Annotated in this window: 18 protein-coding genes; 9 read left to right on the top strand and 9 right to left on the bottom strand. The window is 52.3% G+C overall.

The genetic code is table 11. The features are described from left to right. Positions 1 to 8 precede the first annotated feature (8 nt). From AC27N8_RS05460 to AC27N8_RS05440, 5 genes are all read right to left on the bottom strand, one after another. On the bottom strand, positions 9 to 1,250 hold the full coding sequence (locus AC27N8_RS05460; RefSeq protein ID WP_487064749.1) for an MFS transporter: 1,242 nt from the start codon (positions 1,248 to 1,250) through the stop codon (positions 9 to 11). Between the two features lie 94 nt (positions 1,251 to 1,344). Beyond that, complete coding sequence (locus AC27N8_RS05455; protein ID WP_487064747.1) at positions 1,345 to 1,491, bottom strand: hypothetical protein; 147 nt, start codon at positions 1,489 to 1,491, stop codon at positions 1,345 to 1,347. Between the two features lie 84 nt (positions 1,492 to 1,575). After that, entirely contained in the window at positions 1,576 to 2,430 is an 855-nt protein-coding gene (trhO, locus tag AC27N8_RS05450; RefSeq protein ID WP_487064745.1) for an oxygen-dependent tRNA uridine(34) hydroxylase TrhO, read from the bottom strand. Between the two features lie 61 nt (positions 2,431 to 2,491). Then, complete coding sequence (locus AC27N8_RS05445; RefSeq protein ID WP_487064743.1) at positions 2,492 to 3,955, bottom strand: carboxylesterase/lipase family protein; 1,464 nt, start codon at positions 3,953 to 3,955, stop codon at positions 2,492 to 2,494. Between the two features lie 29 nt (positions 3,956 to 3,984). Then, the gene (locus AC27N8_RS05440; protein WP_487064741.1) at positions 3,985 to 4,251 is read right to left on the bottom strand and encodes a hypothetical protein; all 267 of its coding nucleotides are present in this window, start codon (positions 4,249 to 4,251) and stop codon (positions 3,985 to 3,987) included. A gap of 39 nt (positions 4,252 to 4,290) precedes the next feature. Here AC27N8_RS05440 and AC27N8_RS05435 point away from each other — a divergent pair, with 39 nt between their 5' ends. Next, a complete protein-coding gene (locus AC27N8_RS05435; RefSeq protein ID WP_487064739.1) occupies positions 4,291 to 4,692 on the top strand; it encodes a cupin domain-containing protein in 402 nt (133 codons plus the stop codon). 72 nt (positions 4,693 to 4,764) lie between these two features. Further along, positions 4,765 to 6,519: an alkaline phosphatase D family protein gene (locus AC27N8_RS05430; RefSeq protein ID WP_487064737.1), complete on the top strand. Its 1,755-nt coding sequence runs from the start codon at positions 4,765 to 4,767 to the stop codon at positions 6,517 to 6,519. A 127-nt stretch (positions 6,520 to 6,646) separates the two neighbouring features. Here the strand turns inward: AC27N8_RS05430 and AC27N8_RS05425 are convergent, their stop codons facing one another. Continuing rightward, complete coding sequence (locus tag AC27N8_RS05425) at positions 6,647 to 7,396, bottom strand: hypothetical protein (protein ID WP_487064735.1); 750 nt, start codon at positions 7,394 to 7,396, stop codon at positions 6,647 to 6,649. Between the two features lie 225 nt (positions 7,397 to 7,621). On the opposite strand from AC27N8_RS05425, the gene AC27N8_RS05420 reads away from it, so the two are divergent. Next, the gene (locus AC27N8_RS05420; RefSeq protein WP_487064733.1) at positions 7,622 to 8,176 is read left to right on the top strand and encodes an RNA polymerase sigma factor; all 555 of its coding nucleotides are present in this window, start codon (positions 7,622 to 7,624) and stop codon (positions 8,174 to 8,176) included. Then, a complete protein-coding gene (locus tag AC27N8_RS05415; RefSeq protein ID WP_487064731.1) occupies positions 8,170 to 9,723 on the top strand; it encodes a WD40/YVTN/BNR-like repeat-containing protein in 1,554 nt (517 codons plus the stop codon). The genes AC27N8_RS05420 and AC27N8_RS05415 overlap by 7 nt, the downstream gene beginning before the upstream one ends. Positions 9,724 to 9,835: 112 nt before the next feature. On the opposite strand, the gene AC27N8_RS05410 is transcribed toward AC27N8_RS05415, so the two are convergent. Beyond that, a complete protein-coding gene (locus AC27N8_RS05410; protein ID WP_487064729.1) occupies positions 9,836 to 10,303 on the bottom strand; it encodes a MerR family transcriptional regulator in 468 nt (155 codons plus the stop codon). A gap of 219 nt (positions 10,304 to 10,522) precedes the next feature. Here AC27N8_RS05410 and AC27N8_RS05405 point away from each other — a divergent pair, with 219 nt between their 5' ends. The 3 genes from AC27N8_RS05405 to AC27N8_RS05395 all read left to right on the top strand — a co-directional run bounded on the left by AC27N8_RS05405 (position 10,523) and on the right by AC27N8_RS05395 (position 12,630). Further along, a complete protein-coding gene (locus tag AC27N8_RS05405) occupies positions 10,523 to 10,966 on the top strand; it encodes a hypothetical protein (protein WP_487064727.1) in 444 nt (147 codons plus the stop codon). 166 nt (positions 10,967 to 11,132) lie between these two features. Then, positions 11,133 to 12,011 (top strand): SPFH domain-containing protein, encoded by an 879-nt coding sequence (locus AC27N8_RS05400; RefSeq protein ID WP_487064725.1) that lies wholly within the window; start codon positions 11,133 to 11,135, stop codon positions 12,009 to 12,011. Between the two features lie 70 nt (positions 12,012 to 12,081). Further along, a complete protein-coding gene (locus tag AC27N8_RS05395; protein WP_487064723.1) occupies positions 12,082 to 12,630 on the top strand; it encodes a hypothetical protein in 549 nt (182 codons plus the stop codon). Positions 12,631 to 12,644: 14 nt separating this feature from the next. Here the strand turns inward: AC27N8_RS05395 and AC27N8_RS05390 are convergent, their stop codons facing one another. Further along, complete coding sequence (locus tag AC27N8_RS05390; protein WP_487064721.1) at positions 12,645 to 13,271, bottom strand: class F sortase; 627 nt, start codon at positions 13,269 to 13,271, stop codon at positions 12,645 to 12,647. Between the two features lie 83 nt (positions 13,272 to 13,354). Further along, positions 13,355 to 14,200 (bottom strand): DUF4397 domain-containing protein, encoded by an 846-nt coding sequence (locus AC27N8_RS05385; RefSeq protein ID WP_487064719.1) that lies wholly within the window; start codon positions 14,198 to 14,200, stop codon positions 13,355 to 13,357. A gap of 450 nt (positions 14,201 to 14,650) precedes the next feature. On the opposite strand from AC27N8_RS05385, the gene AC27N8_RS05380 reads away from it, so the two are divergent. Continuing rightward, positions 14,651 to 15,424: an RNA polymerase sigma factor gene (locus tag AC27N8_RS05380; protein ID WP_487064717.1), complete on the top strand. Its 774-nt coding sequence runs from the start codon at positions 14,651 to 14,653 to the stop codon at positions 15,422 to 15,424. After that, on the top strand, positions 15,421 to 16,686 hold the full coding sequence (locus AC27N8_RS05375; protein ID WP_487064715.1) for a hypothetical protein: 1,266 nt from the start codon (positions 15,421 to 15,423) through the stop codon (positions 16,684 to 16,686). The genes AC27N8_RS05380 and AC27N8_RS05375 overlap by 4 nt, the downstream gene beginning before the upstream one ends. Positions 16,687 to 16,813 lie beyond the last annotated feature (127 nt).

The raw sequence follows: 16,813 nt of genomic DNA, 5'->3' as shown, positions 1-16,813 counted from the left end.
AAGCACCATTAGCGCGCCATCGATGCCTGCCGGACGCGCTTGTTCAGCGTGGTGATGATTGCCAGCATCAATAACCAGATCGCCAGGACAAGAGCGCTCTTTTTTGCGCCGACATATTGAATCAAGATCCCTCCCGCGATTGCTCCGAGCGACTGCGCACCCTGCACGATCATCTGGACGGTGCTGCTCATGCGTCCACGCATAGAGTCGGGAGTTGCCATCAGTCGATAGGTGTCGAGCGAGATATTATAGATCGGACTTACCAGCTCTTCTCCGGCGGCGATGAAGCACATAATGAGGGCATTGGGCGCGATGGCGTAGAGAGGAAACATCAGTGCTTCGAGCCAGAGCATGCTGATGGCGATGGTGCCAAAGCGGAAGCGCTGACGTGTCCATTTGCTGGCGATGTTACCGATGATCGATCCGATGGCGGCGGCTGTAAAGATAGCTCCGATGCCGCTCGCAGACGTATGCAGCTCTTGTGCGATGATCAGGATCACGAGATAGCCAGCTCCATAGCGCAAGCTATCGGCCCCATTCACGAGCGTCAAAAATCTGAGCAGCGGCTGCCTCCAGAGCCAGACGAAGCCAGCGGTGATTGTCTTATGCAGCGGAGCGTGCGGACCATCCTGAGCGGCCTGAAACTTTCCGCGCATGAAGCCCAGCGAGAGCACCGATACTCCAAAAGAGATGGCGTTGACGAGAAATGGAAAGACAAAATTAATGCTATAGAGTGCGCCTCCGATGAGCGATCCAATCGTGCGCACGCTGGTGTTGGCTGTTTGCGTTTGGGCCAGAGCATCGGGTAGCTGTTCATTCGTCACCACATTGGGCAGCGCGGACGTATTTGCCACACTGAAGAGTGTACTCAATATACCGGTAGCCGTTACGACAATATAGATGAGTAACATGCTCAGGACATGGAACCAGAAGGCCAGAGGGATCGTCAAGGTCAGCAGCATCCGTCCGGCATCGCAGAGCAACATCGTCCGCTTGCGATCCCAGCGATCCGACAGAGCGCCGGCCAGCGGACTGATCACCAGTACGGCGATCGTATTCAAGCTCACGGCGATTCCCGCCTGGATAGCCGATCCAGTAACCGCCAGCACGAGCAGTGGCAGCGCAATGAACTGCTGCTGATTTCCTAGCAAGGAGACTATCTGTCCTCCCTGCAAGAGCAGGTAGTTATGATTACGCCAGAGAGGCGGTGATTTCGTGTCAATATCATTATTTTTAAGATTATCGGACATTATAGAAAAGACTCCATTCTTTTGCGGACAACAAAAAGCCGTGGGCGAGATCGTTGATGATCACCCACGGCTTATCGAAACTGGCGTTATGCTATCATATGGCTAGCTTTGCGCCATCATCTGCTCCAAAAAAGGACACAGTACGACCCTGGGCGACGGGAAACGCCTCGATACGTACACCCAGTAGCCCACGAACACGTATGGATCGTGCTTCAATGAGCTTAATTGTCAGTACAGTCATACCAAAATCCTCTTTTAATCTTTTAAATTAAGATAGCACACATGTCAATCGCGAAGCTACCGCAGAGAGCGAGCAAGCAGAACTTTATGCGCGACATCCCTGAGGGCAGGTGAAGGTCTCGACGCTGGCGAGGCAGTCTTCGCAGCAGATGAGATGTCGATGGCATTCGTCGTTGGTGCAGTTGACGTAGTGCTCGGATGGCTGATGGCACATCACGCATTCGCCAACGATCACATGTTCTCCCAGGACGCTATTGTTCTCCATCAGGATGCGGTTGTCGAAGACGTAGACCTGCCCCTTGAAGTGCTGGTTGGGATATTTCTCGACGTAGGAGACAATCCCATCCTGCAATTGATAGACATTTTGCACGCCATTTTGCATCAAGAAGCCAGTAGCCTTCTCGCAGCGCACGCCTCCGGTGCAGACGGTGACGATTGGGGCATCATTGAGTTGCTGTAAGACGGGCAGGACGTTGGGGAGCTCGCGAAAATTATCCATGGGAGGTAAGATTGCTTGCTCGAAGTGCCCACCGGCATGCTCGTAGGTATTGCGCAGGTCGACAAGATGAAATTTTTTGCCGCTTTCGTACCACTGATGCAACTCGTCGGCTGTCAGGTAAGCGCCGGTCGTTTCTGTGGGCTTGATGTTCCAGTGGGCCACGCTGTCGCTGATGATATCCTTGCGCACCTTGACCGATAGACCTGGGAAGGCATCTCCTGTGCCCTCGCTTCTCTTATAGGTGATGTCTGTGAAGGCTGGATAATCGTTCATGGCACGCGTGTATTGCTTGATGGCTTGCGTCGTCCCCTCAACGGTGCCATTGATCCCCTCGGCGGCCACGATAATGCGGCCCTTCAGTGAGAGCAGTTGGCAGAGAGCTTTCTGCCAGAGCTTGACCGCCTGGGGATCAGCAATCTCGATATATTTGTAGTACAACAAAATCTGATAATCCATAGCCCTAGTATATCAAAAATCGAGTCAGGAACATAGTATGCAGTCGCTACTTTTTCGCACGAATGCGATATACCTGTTGGATCGGGAAGCCTTCGATGATAGGTTTCGGTGCGACCCCTTCAACATGGGAGTCGGTATTGAAGAGCATTGTTGCGTGCTTCTCTCTGTCGTAGGGCGGCCAGACAGGAATCCCGACGCCGTTTGGATCGCCGCTACGGATGAAGTTGAGAAAGCTGGTTTGCAGCACTTTTCCAATGGCGATCGTTTCCGCATTCTTGGGAGGCGCAAATGCTGCGAACACGGCAGGGAGTGTCTGCCAGAAGAAAGAGCCATCCACACCATGACCGGCTCCTAACATACCCTTGTCCCAATCGAAGCGATACATCCAGAGCGGAGCACTGTGCGTCGCTTGCTGTTCGGCATGATACGTTGCGGCTAACCCATAGATATAGTCTGTGAGCACACCTCGCCATGCATCCTTTGGCGCCAGGGACGCAAGCGCCTGCGTGTAAGCGTCATAGACCGCAGCGCTATTATCTTCGAAGAAAGTGATAAGTCCTTCCCGGTTGGGATTCCTGATCTGAGGATCGCTTGCGACATAGGTTTGGGCCTCAGCTAGCGTCGTGCCGATCAACGTCGGGACCTGGGCGCTCGTCCCCTGACGGATGGCTTCCAGCGGACGCTGAGGGAGCACGATGCCGTCGATGACCGGACCAAAGCAGTGGATATTTGTGAGGCGTTTTATCTGCGCCTCCATGATCTGTTCCGCCGGCAGGTCGAGGAGCTTATGTGCCTCATCATCGTGTAATCCCAGATCAGCAAGCAAGCGCTGCGTAATCATCGTCGCCGTCGTTTGATCGCGGGCGGATTGTCCTGTACCGCTCTGAAGCACAGCGCGGTGGAATAGTCCCTGAGCGTCCGGCATTGCCAGGAGTGTGGCGACACACTTCGCGCCCGCCGACTGTCCCATGATCGTGACCTGCTCGGGATCGCCACCGAACGCCGCAATATTGTCGCGCACCCAGCGCAGAGCCATCAAGCAGTCCAGCAGACCGTGATTGCCGGATGTTGCATATTCCTCGCCGAGTAGCTCACCCAGATATAAGAACCCCAGAGCTCCAACGCGATAATTGAAGGTCACCACAACGATATCGCCATTGTGTATCAGATCGTTGGGCAGATAGGTCTCGGCGCTGCCCATTATGAAGCCACCGCCATAGATATAGAAGAGAACCGGGCGTTTTCTCTCATCAGCCTGAGGAGTCCAGACGTTCAGATAGAGACAATCCTCGGCCAGAGCTGCCAGATAGGGAGCCGGTGGTTGTATGGGACTGGCACTAAATGCTGTTGCGTCGCGAATGCCATCCCACGCAGTCGACGGCACTGGAGCGTGAAAGCGTAGCGGTCCCACCGGAGGCTGCGCAAAGGGGATGCCTTGAAAAATCTGCATCTGATCCTCTTGCCTGCCGCGCACCTTACCCGAACGTGTCTCAACCACAGAAATATCCATAAAAGCGAAATCCTCTCCAACTCTATTTGTTACGATCTCTCCAGGATTATTGAGCCACAAAACGTGCATATATTGCCACCTGCACCCTGCCTGGAGGCTGTCAAGCGCAGCGAAGACGTAGCGTCGCACGCTCGCGTGCGATGTCCCACTCGACGTACGAGATTGCTGGCTCTCGGTGCACCACGCTGGCGTACCTGATCATACGAGCCACTGGGACATCGCACGCGAGCGTGCGACGCTACGGGGGCCGGTTGGCTTGGAAATAGCACAGGGATATGATATATTCTGTTCAGCATCGATGGCATGCTGCTTTGTCGAAAGGATATGATTGAACGATGGCATCTCCTCACTATCGCTATGGCGGGACCGTACGGGTTCCTGAAGATACAGATATCCTGGCACCCGATAACTCGGAGATCAGGCTCCTCCTCAACGTAACGGGCGGCGGCATGGTCCACTGCACACTTCAGCCGCATCAAGTATCGCTGGCCGGCATCCATCAGACGGTCGAAGAGATCTGGTACTGCCTGGAAGGCCAGGGGCAGATCTGGCGGCAGAACGATGAGCAGGCGGGCGAGGTAGAGCTCTCTGCTGGCGTGTGCGTCACTATTCCGCGCCAGACCCGTTTTCAGTTTCGTAATACTGGTGCTGAGCCGCTCCGCATTATCATCGTGACCATGCCACCCTGGCCTGGCGAGCAAGAATGGAGTCAGGTCGAAGCTCACTGGGATGTCTGATGTTTGAAAATCTGCGCGCTATCCCCATCGCATACAGCGATGATCAAGCCGCTAAAGGATTAGAAATTATTTATGCAGCAAATTTGTGTTGGTCCACTTGTGCGAGCGATCTCCGCACAGAGCGTAGTGATCTGGGCCGAATGCGCCAGCGCCTCGACGGTCGTCATCAGCGCCACAGCGGAAAGCTCTCCTGAGCAGGAAACCTTGCGTGTCGAGGCGCGAACGATCCTGATTGCAGGCCATCATTATGTGGCGTCGCAGTTGCGTGGATTGCGTCCCGCGAGTTGGTATCGCTATCAGCTTGAGATCACTCCGTTGACCGCATCAGATGTAGATCAGGATCAACTTCCTGCGGCGCTTGCTGAGACGACACCAGCGCTGCAATGCTTTCGCACACTGGAAGAGTCGGAGAACATCACAGAGCAGCCGTTGCGCGTCTTCTATGGATCATGTCGTCAATCCAAGCAGCCGGCGCAGGATGCTCTTGAGGCTCTGGGACCATGGCTCCTGGAGCACAACGAGCAGCGTGAGCAGAGCTGGCCGCACATCTTGCTGCTGATAGGTGATCAGATCTATGCGGATACTCCTCCCGAGCGCCTGATCGAGGAGCGTCCAGCCATGCAAGCAGGAGCTGTCACGCTTGAAGATTTCATGCATCAATACAGCTATGCCTGGACCAATACCGCTCAGGTGAGGCAAGTCTTAGCCTGTCTGCCAACCTATATGATCTTTGACGACCATGAAATCACCAACGGCTGGAACAGCACTCCCACCTGGCGTAAGCGCATGCTCCAGAGTGGACAGGAGCAGATGCTCCTCGATGGCATGGTCGCTTACTGGATCTATCAGGGATGGGGAAATCTCGACCCGAGCGAGAGTAGCGATCATCCCTTGCTGGCGATCATGCAGGAGGGCGAACGCACTGGTGAGGATGTTCTAGAGGCATTACGATCCTGTATCAAGCAGGCTGTCTATGCGGACAGCGATCTGCACTGGCATTACACGATCCCCACCACGCCGCCTATCTTTGTCACCGACACGCGCACCAATCGCTCAAGTACCTTTTCGCGTGCCGCCGAGGAGCATAGTGATCCCAAACACATCATCGGCGTCCAGCAGACAGGCGAGCTGCATAACTGGTTGCTGGCGCAGCGCACAGGGATTTCATTGATCGTATCCTCTGTACCCGTACTGCTGCCACCCGTTATTGGACGCGCCGAATATCTCGCCGGAGCCAGACTCTGGGCCGAAGCTATCCCGCCCTTGCGCTGGCTGGGACAACAACTCGCACGCTTTCAACGCATCGTTGCCGATCGTGCGGGCTTTGAGCACTGGCCTATCTACAACACCAGCTGGCATGATCTGATCAAGGATGTAACGCAGCAGACGGGCGATGTCGTCGTGCTGGCCGGCGACGTCCATTTCTCCTATGCTATCGAAGGGGAGCCAGCATCAGAGCCGCGCGAGCAAGGACAAACATCCAGACTCTATCAATTCGTCTCGACGCCCATCCAGAACTTCCTCAAACCCAACGAGAGACGCATGATCCAGGGACAATCATTCATCCAGAAGGGCAGCTATGGAGGCATCGCCACCAGTGTACTCCCGCTTCAGGTGCAGAATGCTCAAGTAGATACGCGGCATAATTTACTCTTTGAGAACACACTGGCCAGCCTCACCATCACATTGCACGCCCTGCCAGAACAAAAATATGATCTTCAGCACGTATACCTTGGCGTTATCGGCGGACATTTGCAGCCCATCGGACAGACAATCATGCCATGGGAGACCAGCAGAAAGCTGTCAAGCGAAGCGAAGACACCGTAGCATCGCACGCTTGCGTGCGATGTCCCAGGAACTCGTACGATCAGGCCCGCCAGCAGGAGCCAGCTCTCTCGTACGTCGAGTGGGACATCGGACGCAAGCGTGCGACGCTACTTGACACTTTTGATAATTACATCGACGCTATCCCGAATTCTTGCAGGATTGGTTTGAGCCGTGTGCAAAGTTCGAGATCCCATCGTTCCAGTTCTGTGAGGAAGCACAGAGTCATTGCCGAAAGAGCTCGACGAAGCTCCGCGTCATCGAGCGAGCGCACAAGTGTCTCTGCGAGCGGAGCGGTCACCGCCGTGGGCAGACGATCGATGCCGCATGCGTGGACAGGACTCTCTCCCAGACGCATACACGCAATCGCCAGCGTATGATTGCGGATCTCACTGATCCAGTACTCGGCCTGCCAGGGCTTGTGGCGCTCGATGCATGAGCGGGCGTGCAAGATATGATGCCAGCTCCAGCCAATCAAATATCTGGCGTCCGGAGGCGGTGGAGTCTCCACTTGCTGATAGGTGCCAAAGAGTGGATGGAAGTTCGGACCACGTGCGCCGAACTCCTTTTCTGGTGACACCGCTATATCGATCTCCAGACCATCGGGCAGGAGCAGCACGCGATAAATGCTTGCTCCGGAAGGGAGATCAAAATGATCCAGCACGCCGAACTCCCGATCGATCAGCGCCATCCACTCATCGAGGACCTCTGCGAGCGCATGACCATCCGCAATCCCGAAAGCCACATCGATATCGGACCAGTGATCCCCGCCGCCAAGCGCCATCGAGCCGGTGAGCGCACCTCCCGTAACTCGTGGATCGCTTCTCGCTATCTCTAGAACGCGAGTACGTACCTGTTCGCGCTGCTCTATCGTAAACATATGCCTCTCTCCATGATCAAAATGAAAGATACATCAACTCTGGCATTATATCTCTCACGCCGAAGAGGTGTGAAACTCGGCGAGCTTGGGGGCTGGAGCGAAGGATATCGCATATGTATGTGTGAAAGGTCCTATGGACCATCGGGATAGATTGAAGCGCATGTCATATTTTGGCTCTGGTAGCGATATTGAGGGTGATGCTAAAAATTCTATGAAAGGACAGCTATGCAACAATCACAACCGCCTCAATTTGCGCAGAATGCTCCTGCTGATATCCCGCTTTTTGAGCGCTACGGCCATATTATCTTTATTTATATACGTAAATATGCGCGCACACGTGAGGACGCAGAGGATATCACATCGGAGGTCTTTACTGCCGCGCTGATGCAAAATGATCTGAACTATTTGGGACCTGACGAGCAACTTGCCTGGCTAAAAAAAGTTACGCGTAATAAGCTTATTGATAATTATCGCAGATTGAATCGCCATATCACGGTCAACATTGATCTCTTTGCTGAAATTTTGTATGACAATGCTGAGCCAGAGCATATTCTGGTTCAGAACGAGACGCATAATCAACTTCGCTCCTATATCCAGCAACTTCCATCGCTCCAGCAGCAGCTCCTCTACTTACGCTACGTGCATAATCTCAGATGTTCCGAGATTGGCGTGCTCATGAATAAGAGCGAGGCAGCGATCTGTCAGATGCTGACGCGGACCCGGACGATGCTGCGGACTGCCTATCGCAATCAGGATACAAAGGAGGCTAGAGAATGCTAGAGCATAACGATCTGACGCAAGATGAACAGATGTATCCCGATCTCACAAAGCAACTACAAGATAACTACCCAATCGATCAAGCTGACCAACAATCTTTGCAACGCATTCGGATACGTATCCAACAGGCTCGTATGAGTAACCAACTGGATGAGGAGCAGAAGAACCTTCATGCCGGACAATTTGTCCAGCCACCGCGCCCACGTCGCCGTACCAGAGTATATTGGCGCCTGGGATTATTGGTTGCACTGATTCTGATTCTGCTCTCAGCGGGCACGCTGATTTCTCTTCAGCCTGATAGGTTTCCCCTTGTCGGACAGGTTTTGCCGTTTCGGGTTAAGACACCTACTGCACAACCCCAAAAAACGCCCGTTACACCATTGAAGAAACAGCCAGATCTTACACGATTTACAATGGAAAGTGCCACAGCGGGTTGGGGGGAAGGAATATTTGTTGATGGCAGTGTCCTGCCAAATAGGATTGTGCGCACCACTGATGGTGGTAAAACCTGGAGCGAAGTCCCCCTACCTGGGACATATACAACGTTCATCCGGTCTTTCTTCCTGGATGAAAATACGGCCTGGGTTATTCCTGGATCGAGTCTCTCTACGGCAGGAACACCACTGCTACGTACGGTGGACGGTGGCAAATCCTGGGAACAATTTACAATACCTGGTGAGACTACTGAACTTTCCTTTGTGGATAAGCAACATGGTTGGGCTATGGACGTGGTGCAACCAGGACCTGATGCTGCTATGAATCAGGAGCTAAGCGTTTTTCATACATCCGATGGTGGCAAGACCTGGGAACAAATAAGTGTAGCACAGGCTGGCAATACTGATACACTACCTGGACCATTTCCTAGTGGACAGGTTGGACAAGGAACATTTCTTAATCAGCAGACTGGCTGGTTTGTGCGTGGCAGCGTAATCGTTGCAAATCAGGGGTCCGTATACAAAGCGCTCTACATTACGCAGGATGGTGGCCAAAGTTGGCAATTACAGTCATTGCCACAATCAGGTGAGATCATGCCTGCTCCAGATAGTAATAGCGCCAACATCGTCGCGACTATCTCCCAACCCAGATTCTTTGACACCGAACACGGAAACCTTTATGTCTATGTTAAAGATCAGGGTCCACTGCACCTCTACATGTATAGTACCAGTGATGGTGGACAAACCTGGCAATTACTCGGGAACAAAATGACGATTACTGTGCCTGCTATTACAGAAACTCCGGTTATGGTTACGATCATTGATGCTACCCATTTTCTCCTTGCCGAAAAAGGAGATGTGATTACGTATGCGCTTGTGGCTGGGCAATGGCAACCACAGCACAAGACGCTGATTCAAGGCAACAATAGTTTCAATGTTGATTTTATTAACGGGAAAATTGGCTGGATTTTAAGTGTCCAGGATGCCCTGGTTGATCATAAAACAGGTGATAAGAAGTATACATCAATACTTTATAAAACGATTGATGGTGGAAAATCATGGCAGGAGGTGCAGCGTGGTAGCTATGTAACATCCCCGAGTTCTTTCGGAGGTTAAGGGTTCTATTGATCGACGGAAGGTCATCATCCGACCCCTTCCGGAACACATGTTTGCGAAGCTCGCGCCCATCTTTCTGTGCGTATCACAGGAGATGGGCGTGTCGTTCATTTTACTTACGTAGATAATCCTCACCGCATTCCAGTGCCTGATTTTTTGCAAACTGTTGTTCGTAATGTGCAATTTTTTTTGTGATGGCCGAGAGATGCTGCTCAACTTCTCTGAGATGTTCCTCAACATGGTGCTGATGATCTTGCAACAATTGCATACGCTCGGGAATTGTCTGATCGCCCTGGCGCAGAAGTTCGGTGTAGCGCTGGATATCGCGAATCGGCATCCCGGTGGAGCGCAGGCGCTTGATGAATTCAATCCAGGAGACATGTTGCTGTGTGTAAGATCGATAGCCGCTGGTATCATTGCGGTCAACATGCTGCTGCATCAAGCCGGCCCGCTCATAGTAACGTAATGTATGAGCACTCAATCCCGTCGTCTCCGCCACCTGCTGGATCGTCAGTACTGGTTCCATCACCGGTACTTTTTCCATGACCTTTTCCATCATTGAGCCTTTCTTGCCAACCATCCTGGCACCTTCCGATAAATTATCTCATGCAATATCTCATACATAAATCATACACCTTAGAGCGCACTCGAAGTCAAGTGCAGCATTGCGATCAGGAGCTTTTGCCATTTTGTTCTGCACCTAGTGAAATAAGCTCATGTTTATGGTATAGATATTGCATGATGTGTTATCCTTGTAGAGGATAGATAAGGTTCTTTATTGATGAAAGAGGGAAATTGTATGACATTTTTGATCTATATTGGCCTGGCCGCACAGAATGCACCGGATATTGAGAGCTTTCTTGAGCAACAGTGTGGACTGTATGGAGATGGTTTGCTTGGCAAGCGAACCTATGAAACGACCGAGGAAGTTCTTTATGTGGTACAACTTGCTGATGAGCAGCACATCGATCATCATTTACCCATTTTGACACAGGCTTTAAGAAGCCATACCATCCGCTCATTCGAAGTAGAGGAGACGCGTCTTCTGCAAGTGAGTAGCATCGGAAAGCCGCCTCCCGAAAAGATACTGACAGGATTTCCGCTCCTGGAAGGAGAATCCTGGTTTCCGGCCCGCAAAGAGAAAAATTATAGCTACTTGAGTGTACATGAGGCAGGCTTAAACGACGTGCAAGCTCACTGGTTGCAAGATCATCAGCTGGCCTGGCGCGATTTTTCTGCTTGATTATCTCCCTTCATACTCTTCTGATCCATCTGACGTTACGCTTTTCATGGTATACCTGCCAGCGAGAAAGGGAGCAGTAGACAAATTCCATCGATGAATTCTGGCTGCTTCAAGCGTTCAATTGCTAGATGAATTTTTAAATGTATTGATACGGGAGTTTTTTACTATGCCTGGAATACGTAATGTTATCTCGACCCTGGCGGACAATGGTGAAGAGGTGATGGGACCAGAGATTATGCTCTGGCACTATCCACATAATGATATCCTCAACGGCTCACTGCTCACGGTTGAAAGCAATCATTTTTGTGTTCTCAAATCGCGAGGAGCTATCCTGAACGTCTACGAAACGGGCCAATACGCGGTACAGACGCCTGATCGTCCACTTTTTGGCTCAATCCAGCAGGCCTTCTATGGTGGACAGAGCCCATGGCAATATGAAGCACTCTACATCAATCGTGCCAAGCTGCTGCTCAAGACAGGTGGCCTGGCGCTCTCGCGTGAAATGGCCGAGATGGCATACAGCGTCGACTACTACGTGCATGTCGAGACGCGTGAGGCGGCGGTACAACTCGTACAACACATGCCCTATCGCGGTCATGCGTTAACGACAACTGATATTAATAGCTATGCAGGACCCGTGATTGAGCAGGCGGTCAACCAGCTTGTGCAGATAACCCCGCTAGAGGTTGTGAACGAAAAAATCCATGATCTTTCACAGATTGTCTTCCAACACCTGCAACAATTCCTGGCTATTTATGGTATCGCCCTCGACACCGTCAAAGTGCTGGTCTTCCCACGCGATGAGCGTATGAAGCAGCTGATCTCGCTGAAAGCCTTTGGCCTGAGCGAGCTCGACGCCGTGCGTTACTATACAGCCATTGTGCTGGCAGAACATGGAGTCGTATCGGCTCCCAATATGGCGCTGGGAGTGCCCTTCACGATCAATGGAGTACAGCCCACCACCAACGCTGATGTCTACACCCAGAGGCCAACGCGCCCAGGAAATACACCTCCGCCTCCGCCTCCGCCGCCACATCTGCGCTAACATGACATACGGAGATACGGACACGGATCGCTATCCTTGCCCGTATCCTGGACAGAGGGGAAGCAAGCACATGACATCCGGACCCACCGATGATATACTCATCCAGCAGCTACAGCTCATGCTGACAGGCTATGGCTACAACTTTTACAACCAGACAAATCAGGCCCGCGCTGACGATCTGCTCGTCCGCGAACGCGCCTCATATTTTCTCGCGCACGCGGCTGAACAGTTGGCCCGGCTGCGCAGCGAATACTTCACGCGCTTTATTCCGACGCCGACCCGTGATAATCCCTATCCGCCGGCCGAAGCGATGACCCAGATGCGTGAAATCGAATCCGTCCAACAAGCCATCTCCAGCCTGGAGTCGCATATCCGTGGCATGTCGGTGCCCACGCAGGATCGTATCTGGTGGCGCTTTCGACAAGAGCAGGCACTCTTAACTCAGCTCCTCGCCTTCGATCTGACCTTAATTCGCAGCAGCGAGACCATCTATCAATTTGTGGAGCAGCTGACCCCCGACGCCTGGAATATGCATGGAAGTGGTTGGTTGCGTCAAACGATTCAACAGCTTACCCGCTCAGCTCAGGAGCGAGGACGCTTCCTGCTTCTCCAGACCTGATGGAGCGTGCGGCTCTATATGAGTTGCGTGAAGACAATGGTACGCAGGGAGGTCTGATTTTCGCTTGGAATCCAATCGCCAGCACACGTGATCAAGTTGAGATAGGTCCCACTACTGTCACCAAAGATCCCCTGGAGCGGTGCCTGGCTGGGCGGATAGTTCTGGCGTTTGGTGGTGCGGAAGTGATATTGAGCTCCCGAGCTGGTGGTGATCGTGACGATATCGCCCGGCTTCATGCGTTGGAGATTCCAAAAAACGGCTGGACCGCCTCCAGGTCTATCGACATGCCCATCGATCACCGAGCTACCGCGAGCTCCGGGGCGTGTACCACTCTCATACCATCCTGTGGCATCCCAGGGATTCACCTGTGGTGTATCTAGATTGCCGCTGGCGAGTACACCTACGGGTTCAATCTCTGCATTAACGCCAATTGCTGGAATACTGATATGGATGGGGGGATCGACATGGGGCACAGGTGTCGGAGTCGGCACGGGCGTCGCAGTTGCTGACGGCGTTGGGATGATGGTTGCTAGAGGAGTTGGCTGGCTCCGTTGTGTCTGGTCGGCTGAGCCGCAGCCGCTCAAGAGGAAGAGGCACAGGCACAGGCCTGGTATGCTGATCCACGTATAAACAGTTCGCACGATCTATCAACTCCTGCAAATGGGAGATGTCCATCAACGCGGGAGCCTTGATGGACATTCTCTGCTAGCATGTCAATGAGAGCCTATTTTTGTGCACGTGTGCGTGCAAAGCGGACGGCATAGCCCGCTGATCCTGCCACGATCAACGCGCATGCGCCGATCAGCCAGATGAGTGCGGGATTACTGCTGCTGCTCTGTGTGACATTGGGATTACTTCCGGTCTGAGGCATTCCGGGGACTCCTGTAACTGTGCCTAGCACAAACTTCAGTGCTGGATCTCCCTGATAGAGTCCTACTGCGAAGACGCTATTGACCGTGTTGGCCTGCACATCTGCGTTCACTGGTACTGTGGCATTTGCCTGTGTGGCTGTGACGTTGAATGTGTAGGAGGCCGGTGGCACCGAGAGATAATCGCTGGCACTTTTATATGTCAGACCTGTGATGACTGTCTTGCCTCCAGCCGCGACGTCGACCGGGCCAGCATTGGGGGAGAGGTGATAGACACGCACTTTCGCCATTCCGCCTGAGAGCAGATTATCATCTGCGAAAGCCTGGAGACCAAAGCCCGAGTCTTTTGTCCCGATAGCTGCTACTGTGTACGGTACACCCGCTTCGACCGAGACCGTCTGATTGATCACTGCTGCATCAATCCCCTTGCCTGCGGGAGCCACCTTGATGGTGTGAGATCCTGCTGGAACTGAGACATACCCTGTCACGCTTCCAAAGGTGAAATCAGACAATAGCTTTGACCCATCCACGAAGACATCCACCGTACCCGCAGCAGGAGATGCGTGCACGACCCGCACATAAGCGCTATCAGCAGGGGCGGCCAGAGCTCCCGAGGCTGAGAGCAACATTGCCAGACAGAGACCAAGCAGCATAGCTCCTCGACTCGCCAATACGTACCAGGCTCGTTCTCGTTTCATCATAATTTTTCTCGCTTCCGTTTTGGAAAAGCTATCTTCTTCTGCTTTCACCTGTTCTTGTATCCAGATAGCTACAGACTTAAGAACAACATGACGTCGGAACAATAGAACGTCAGTTAATTGATCTTCTACTGTATCGAGCCGAGAAAGCTTGAAGAAGGGTAACAATACTATCCACACTTTTGTCGTAACATAATAAAGATGTTTCTTTTTGCAGAAATGGGACATTTATGTAACCCTGGTCAAATATTTCTTGCATCTCCGCTATCTGTCCGCAATCAATAAAATGATTGGATGGGCAACGCAAATTATCCTATATTCTGAGAATGGACTGACCTATTTGGAAGTTGTCTATCGTCTGAACATAAGGTGTGTATTCTCGCTTGAGAAACTAAGTTTCCTCCTGGATAGGATTTCCGCATTGTAGCAGGAAAGAAGAGATGACCGATTGTTATGAAATATATCAGCCTGGGAAGACATACCCATTTCGCGACCGGCCTCGTTTTTGTGAGGCCACCGATGTCCTGGATCGGGCGAGCACTGCAACGATATTTTGAGTCTATAGAGGCCCGTGAGGACGGTGATCTTCCTCTTGATGATGGACGTTGGCAGGCGGCGTTGGTGCAACAGATGCTGAACGGGGATGAGCATGCTTTTGCTCAGATTGTTGAGCGCTACGGCAATCTGCTGCTGCGCACTGCCTACTTGATTGTGAATGATGAGGAGACCGCTAAAGATGTCGTGCAGGATACATTTATCCTGGCCTGGAAAAAGTTGTCTACGCTTCGCGAACCGGCTTTTCTGCGTGCCTGGCTCTTGAAGATTGTGGTGAACGAAGCCATGAGCTTTAAGCGACAGGTTGTGCGACGTACAAAAGCCATCCGAGAGATAGTGACGCAATCGTGGATCAATACCTCAATTACGCTCTCGGACTTTCAGCGTGGACAGGTTGAGGAGACACTGGATATGGCCATGGCGATCGAGCTTTTGCCGACCAACCAGCGTGTCCTGATTGTCCTGGTCTATTATCATCGTATGAGCATGGCTGAGGTCTCACAGAGCCTGGGTGTAGCCGAGAACACGCTACGGAAGCGCTTGCAATCGGCTCTCGGAAAATTGAATCGTGTTCTCTCGGTCCAGGCTGAAGATGGGCAAACAGCTGATGCTGATGTAACCACAAGTTATTTTCGTTCACAACTCGATGTGAATAAAGGGGATGTCTCATGAACGGACCTTTTGAGGATGAGCAGGAACAAGCGCGTCGTTCACTGAGCACAGACCACCATCTCAATCAATTGATCACCAGTGCCCTTCAAGTCAAAGCGAATCAGGTCCGCTTGACGCCGGAGTTACGGCAACAGATTATTCAGCGCACGCAGGGGCGCGAAAAACATAGCAAGCAGCAACGCTTGATCATACCCACACTGGCAGTCATCGCCGTGGTGCTCTTTGCATCCATTGCCATATATGCCTCTATCCAGGTTGGCCAGCAACCGAGCATTACCACGCTCAATTATCGGATCAGCCAGAGCAGTAGCGTCGCTCCAGCACTGGCCAAGGGTGGAAGTCTATTATCTGTTGATCCTACCGATCAACTCATTATCTATCAGCCAGCCAATCAGGCGGGTGTACTTTATACCGCCACTATCGCAGATCCTGCGCACACGAGTATCCATGTTATGGATCATGCACAAGATATGGCCTGGTCAAAAGATGGTACGGCCCTGGTCGCCACGGTAACCGTCAAAGGATCGGATGTGACCGCGCTGGCACTTGTGCCGGTTGGACACTATATGCACCTGCTCGGAGAGGATGCGCTGGCTGCCAGTTGGTCACCCAGCGCACCACATGAGATTATCTATGCCACGCAGAGCTTTGGGCATATCCAATTGTGGCAGACTGATATCACTGGAAAGACTCCACAGCTTCGGACCACGTTAGTCAATTCACTTCCAATCCGACACATGTACTGGTCGCCCGATGGACACTATCTGGCTTTCGTCACCGGGTCGGCAACCCTCAGTGGGACAGGCACCAATATTGCTCAACCGGCCGAGGAGCAAAAAGGTCGTGCTGTCTATGTGATGGATGCTCGCAGTGGAACTGTCAAACAGATAGTTGATCCTCGTGCTTTTAATATTGGAAGCGTTGCCTGGTCCCCTGATAGTGAGTATCTCAGTTACGAACTGGTCCAGAGTGATCAACGTGTGCAATTAGAGAGTGTCAATATCCGGCAACCAGACCAGCACTTTACTATCCTGCCGCAGCACAAATTGCAGGGATGGAGCTGGGCTCCAGATAGCCACGCCATTGTTTATAGCGATGCTGGAATCCTCTCTATTCGCACCGTTGCAGGTCAGACGGCATCTATTGCCAGCACGAGCACCGACCTTATCTCTCCTTTCTGGTTGAAAAATGGACGCATCCTCTGCATGCAGATTCAGCAAGACCAGGGAAAGCTTGCTATCCTGATGCGCCAAACATCGTAGTCGCCCAATCATCTCACTTAAAACGTCTAAAAAGCTGGCTGCTCTTGTCGAGAGCAGCTAGCTTTGCGTCTCTTTTTTGCGATCAAGCAAGCGGTAAAAGATGTGTAAATATAAATAAAAGAAATGG

Source organism: Dictyobacter sp. Z7_2, from assembly GCF_057551105.1.
The sequence above is the reverse complement of the archived record's forward strand: the minus strand, read 5'-3'. Positions and strand labels throughout refer to the sequence as shown.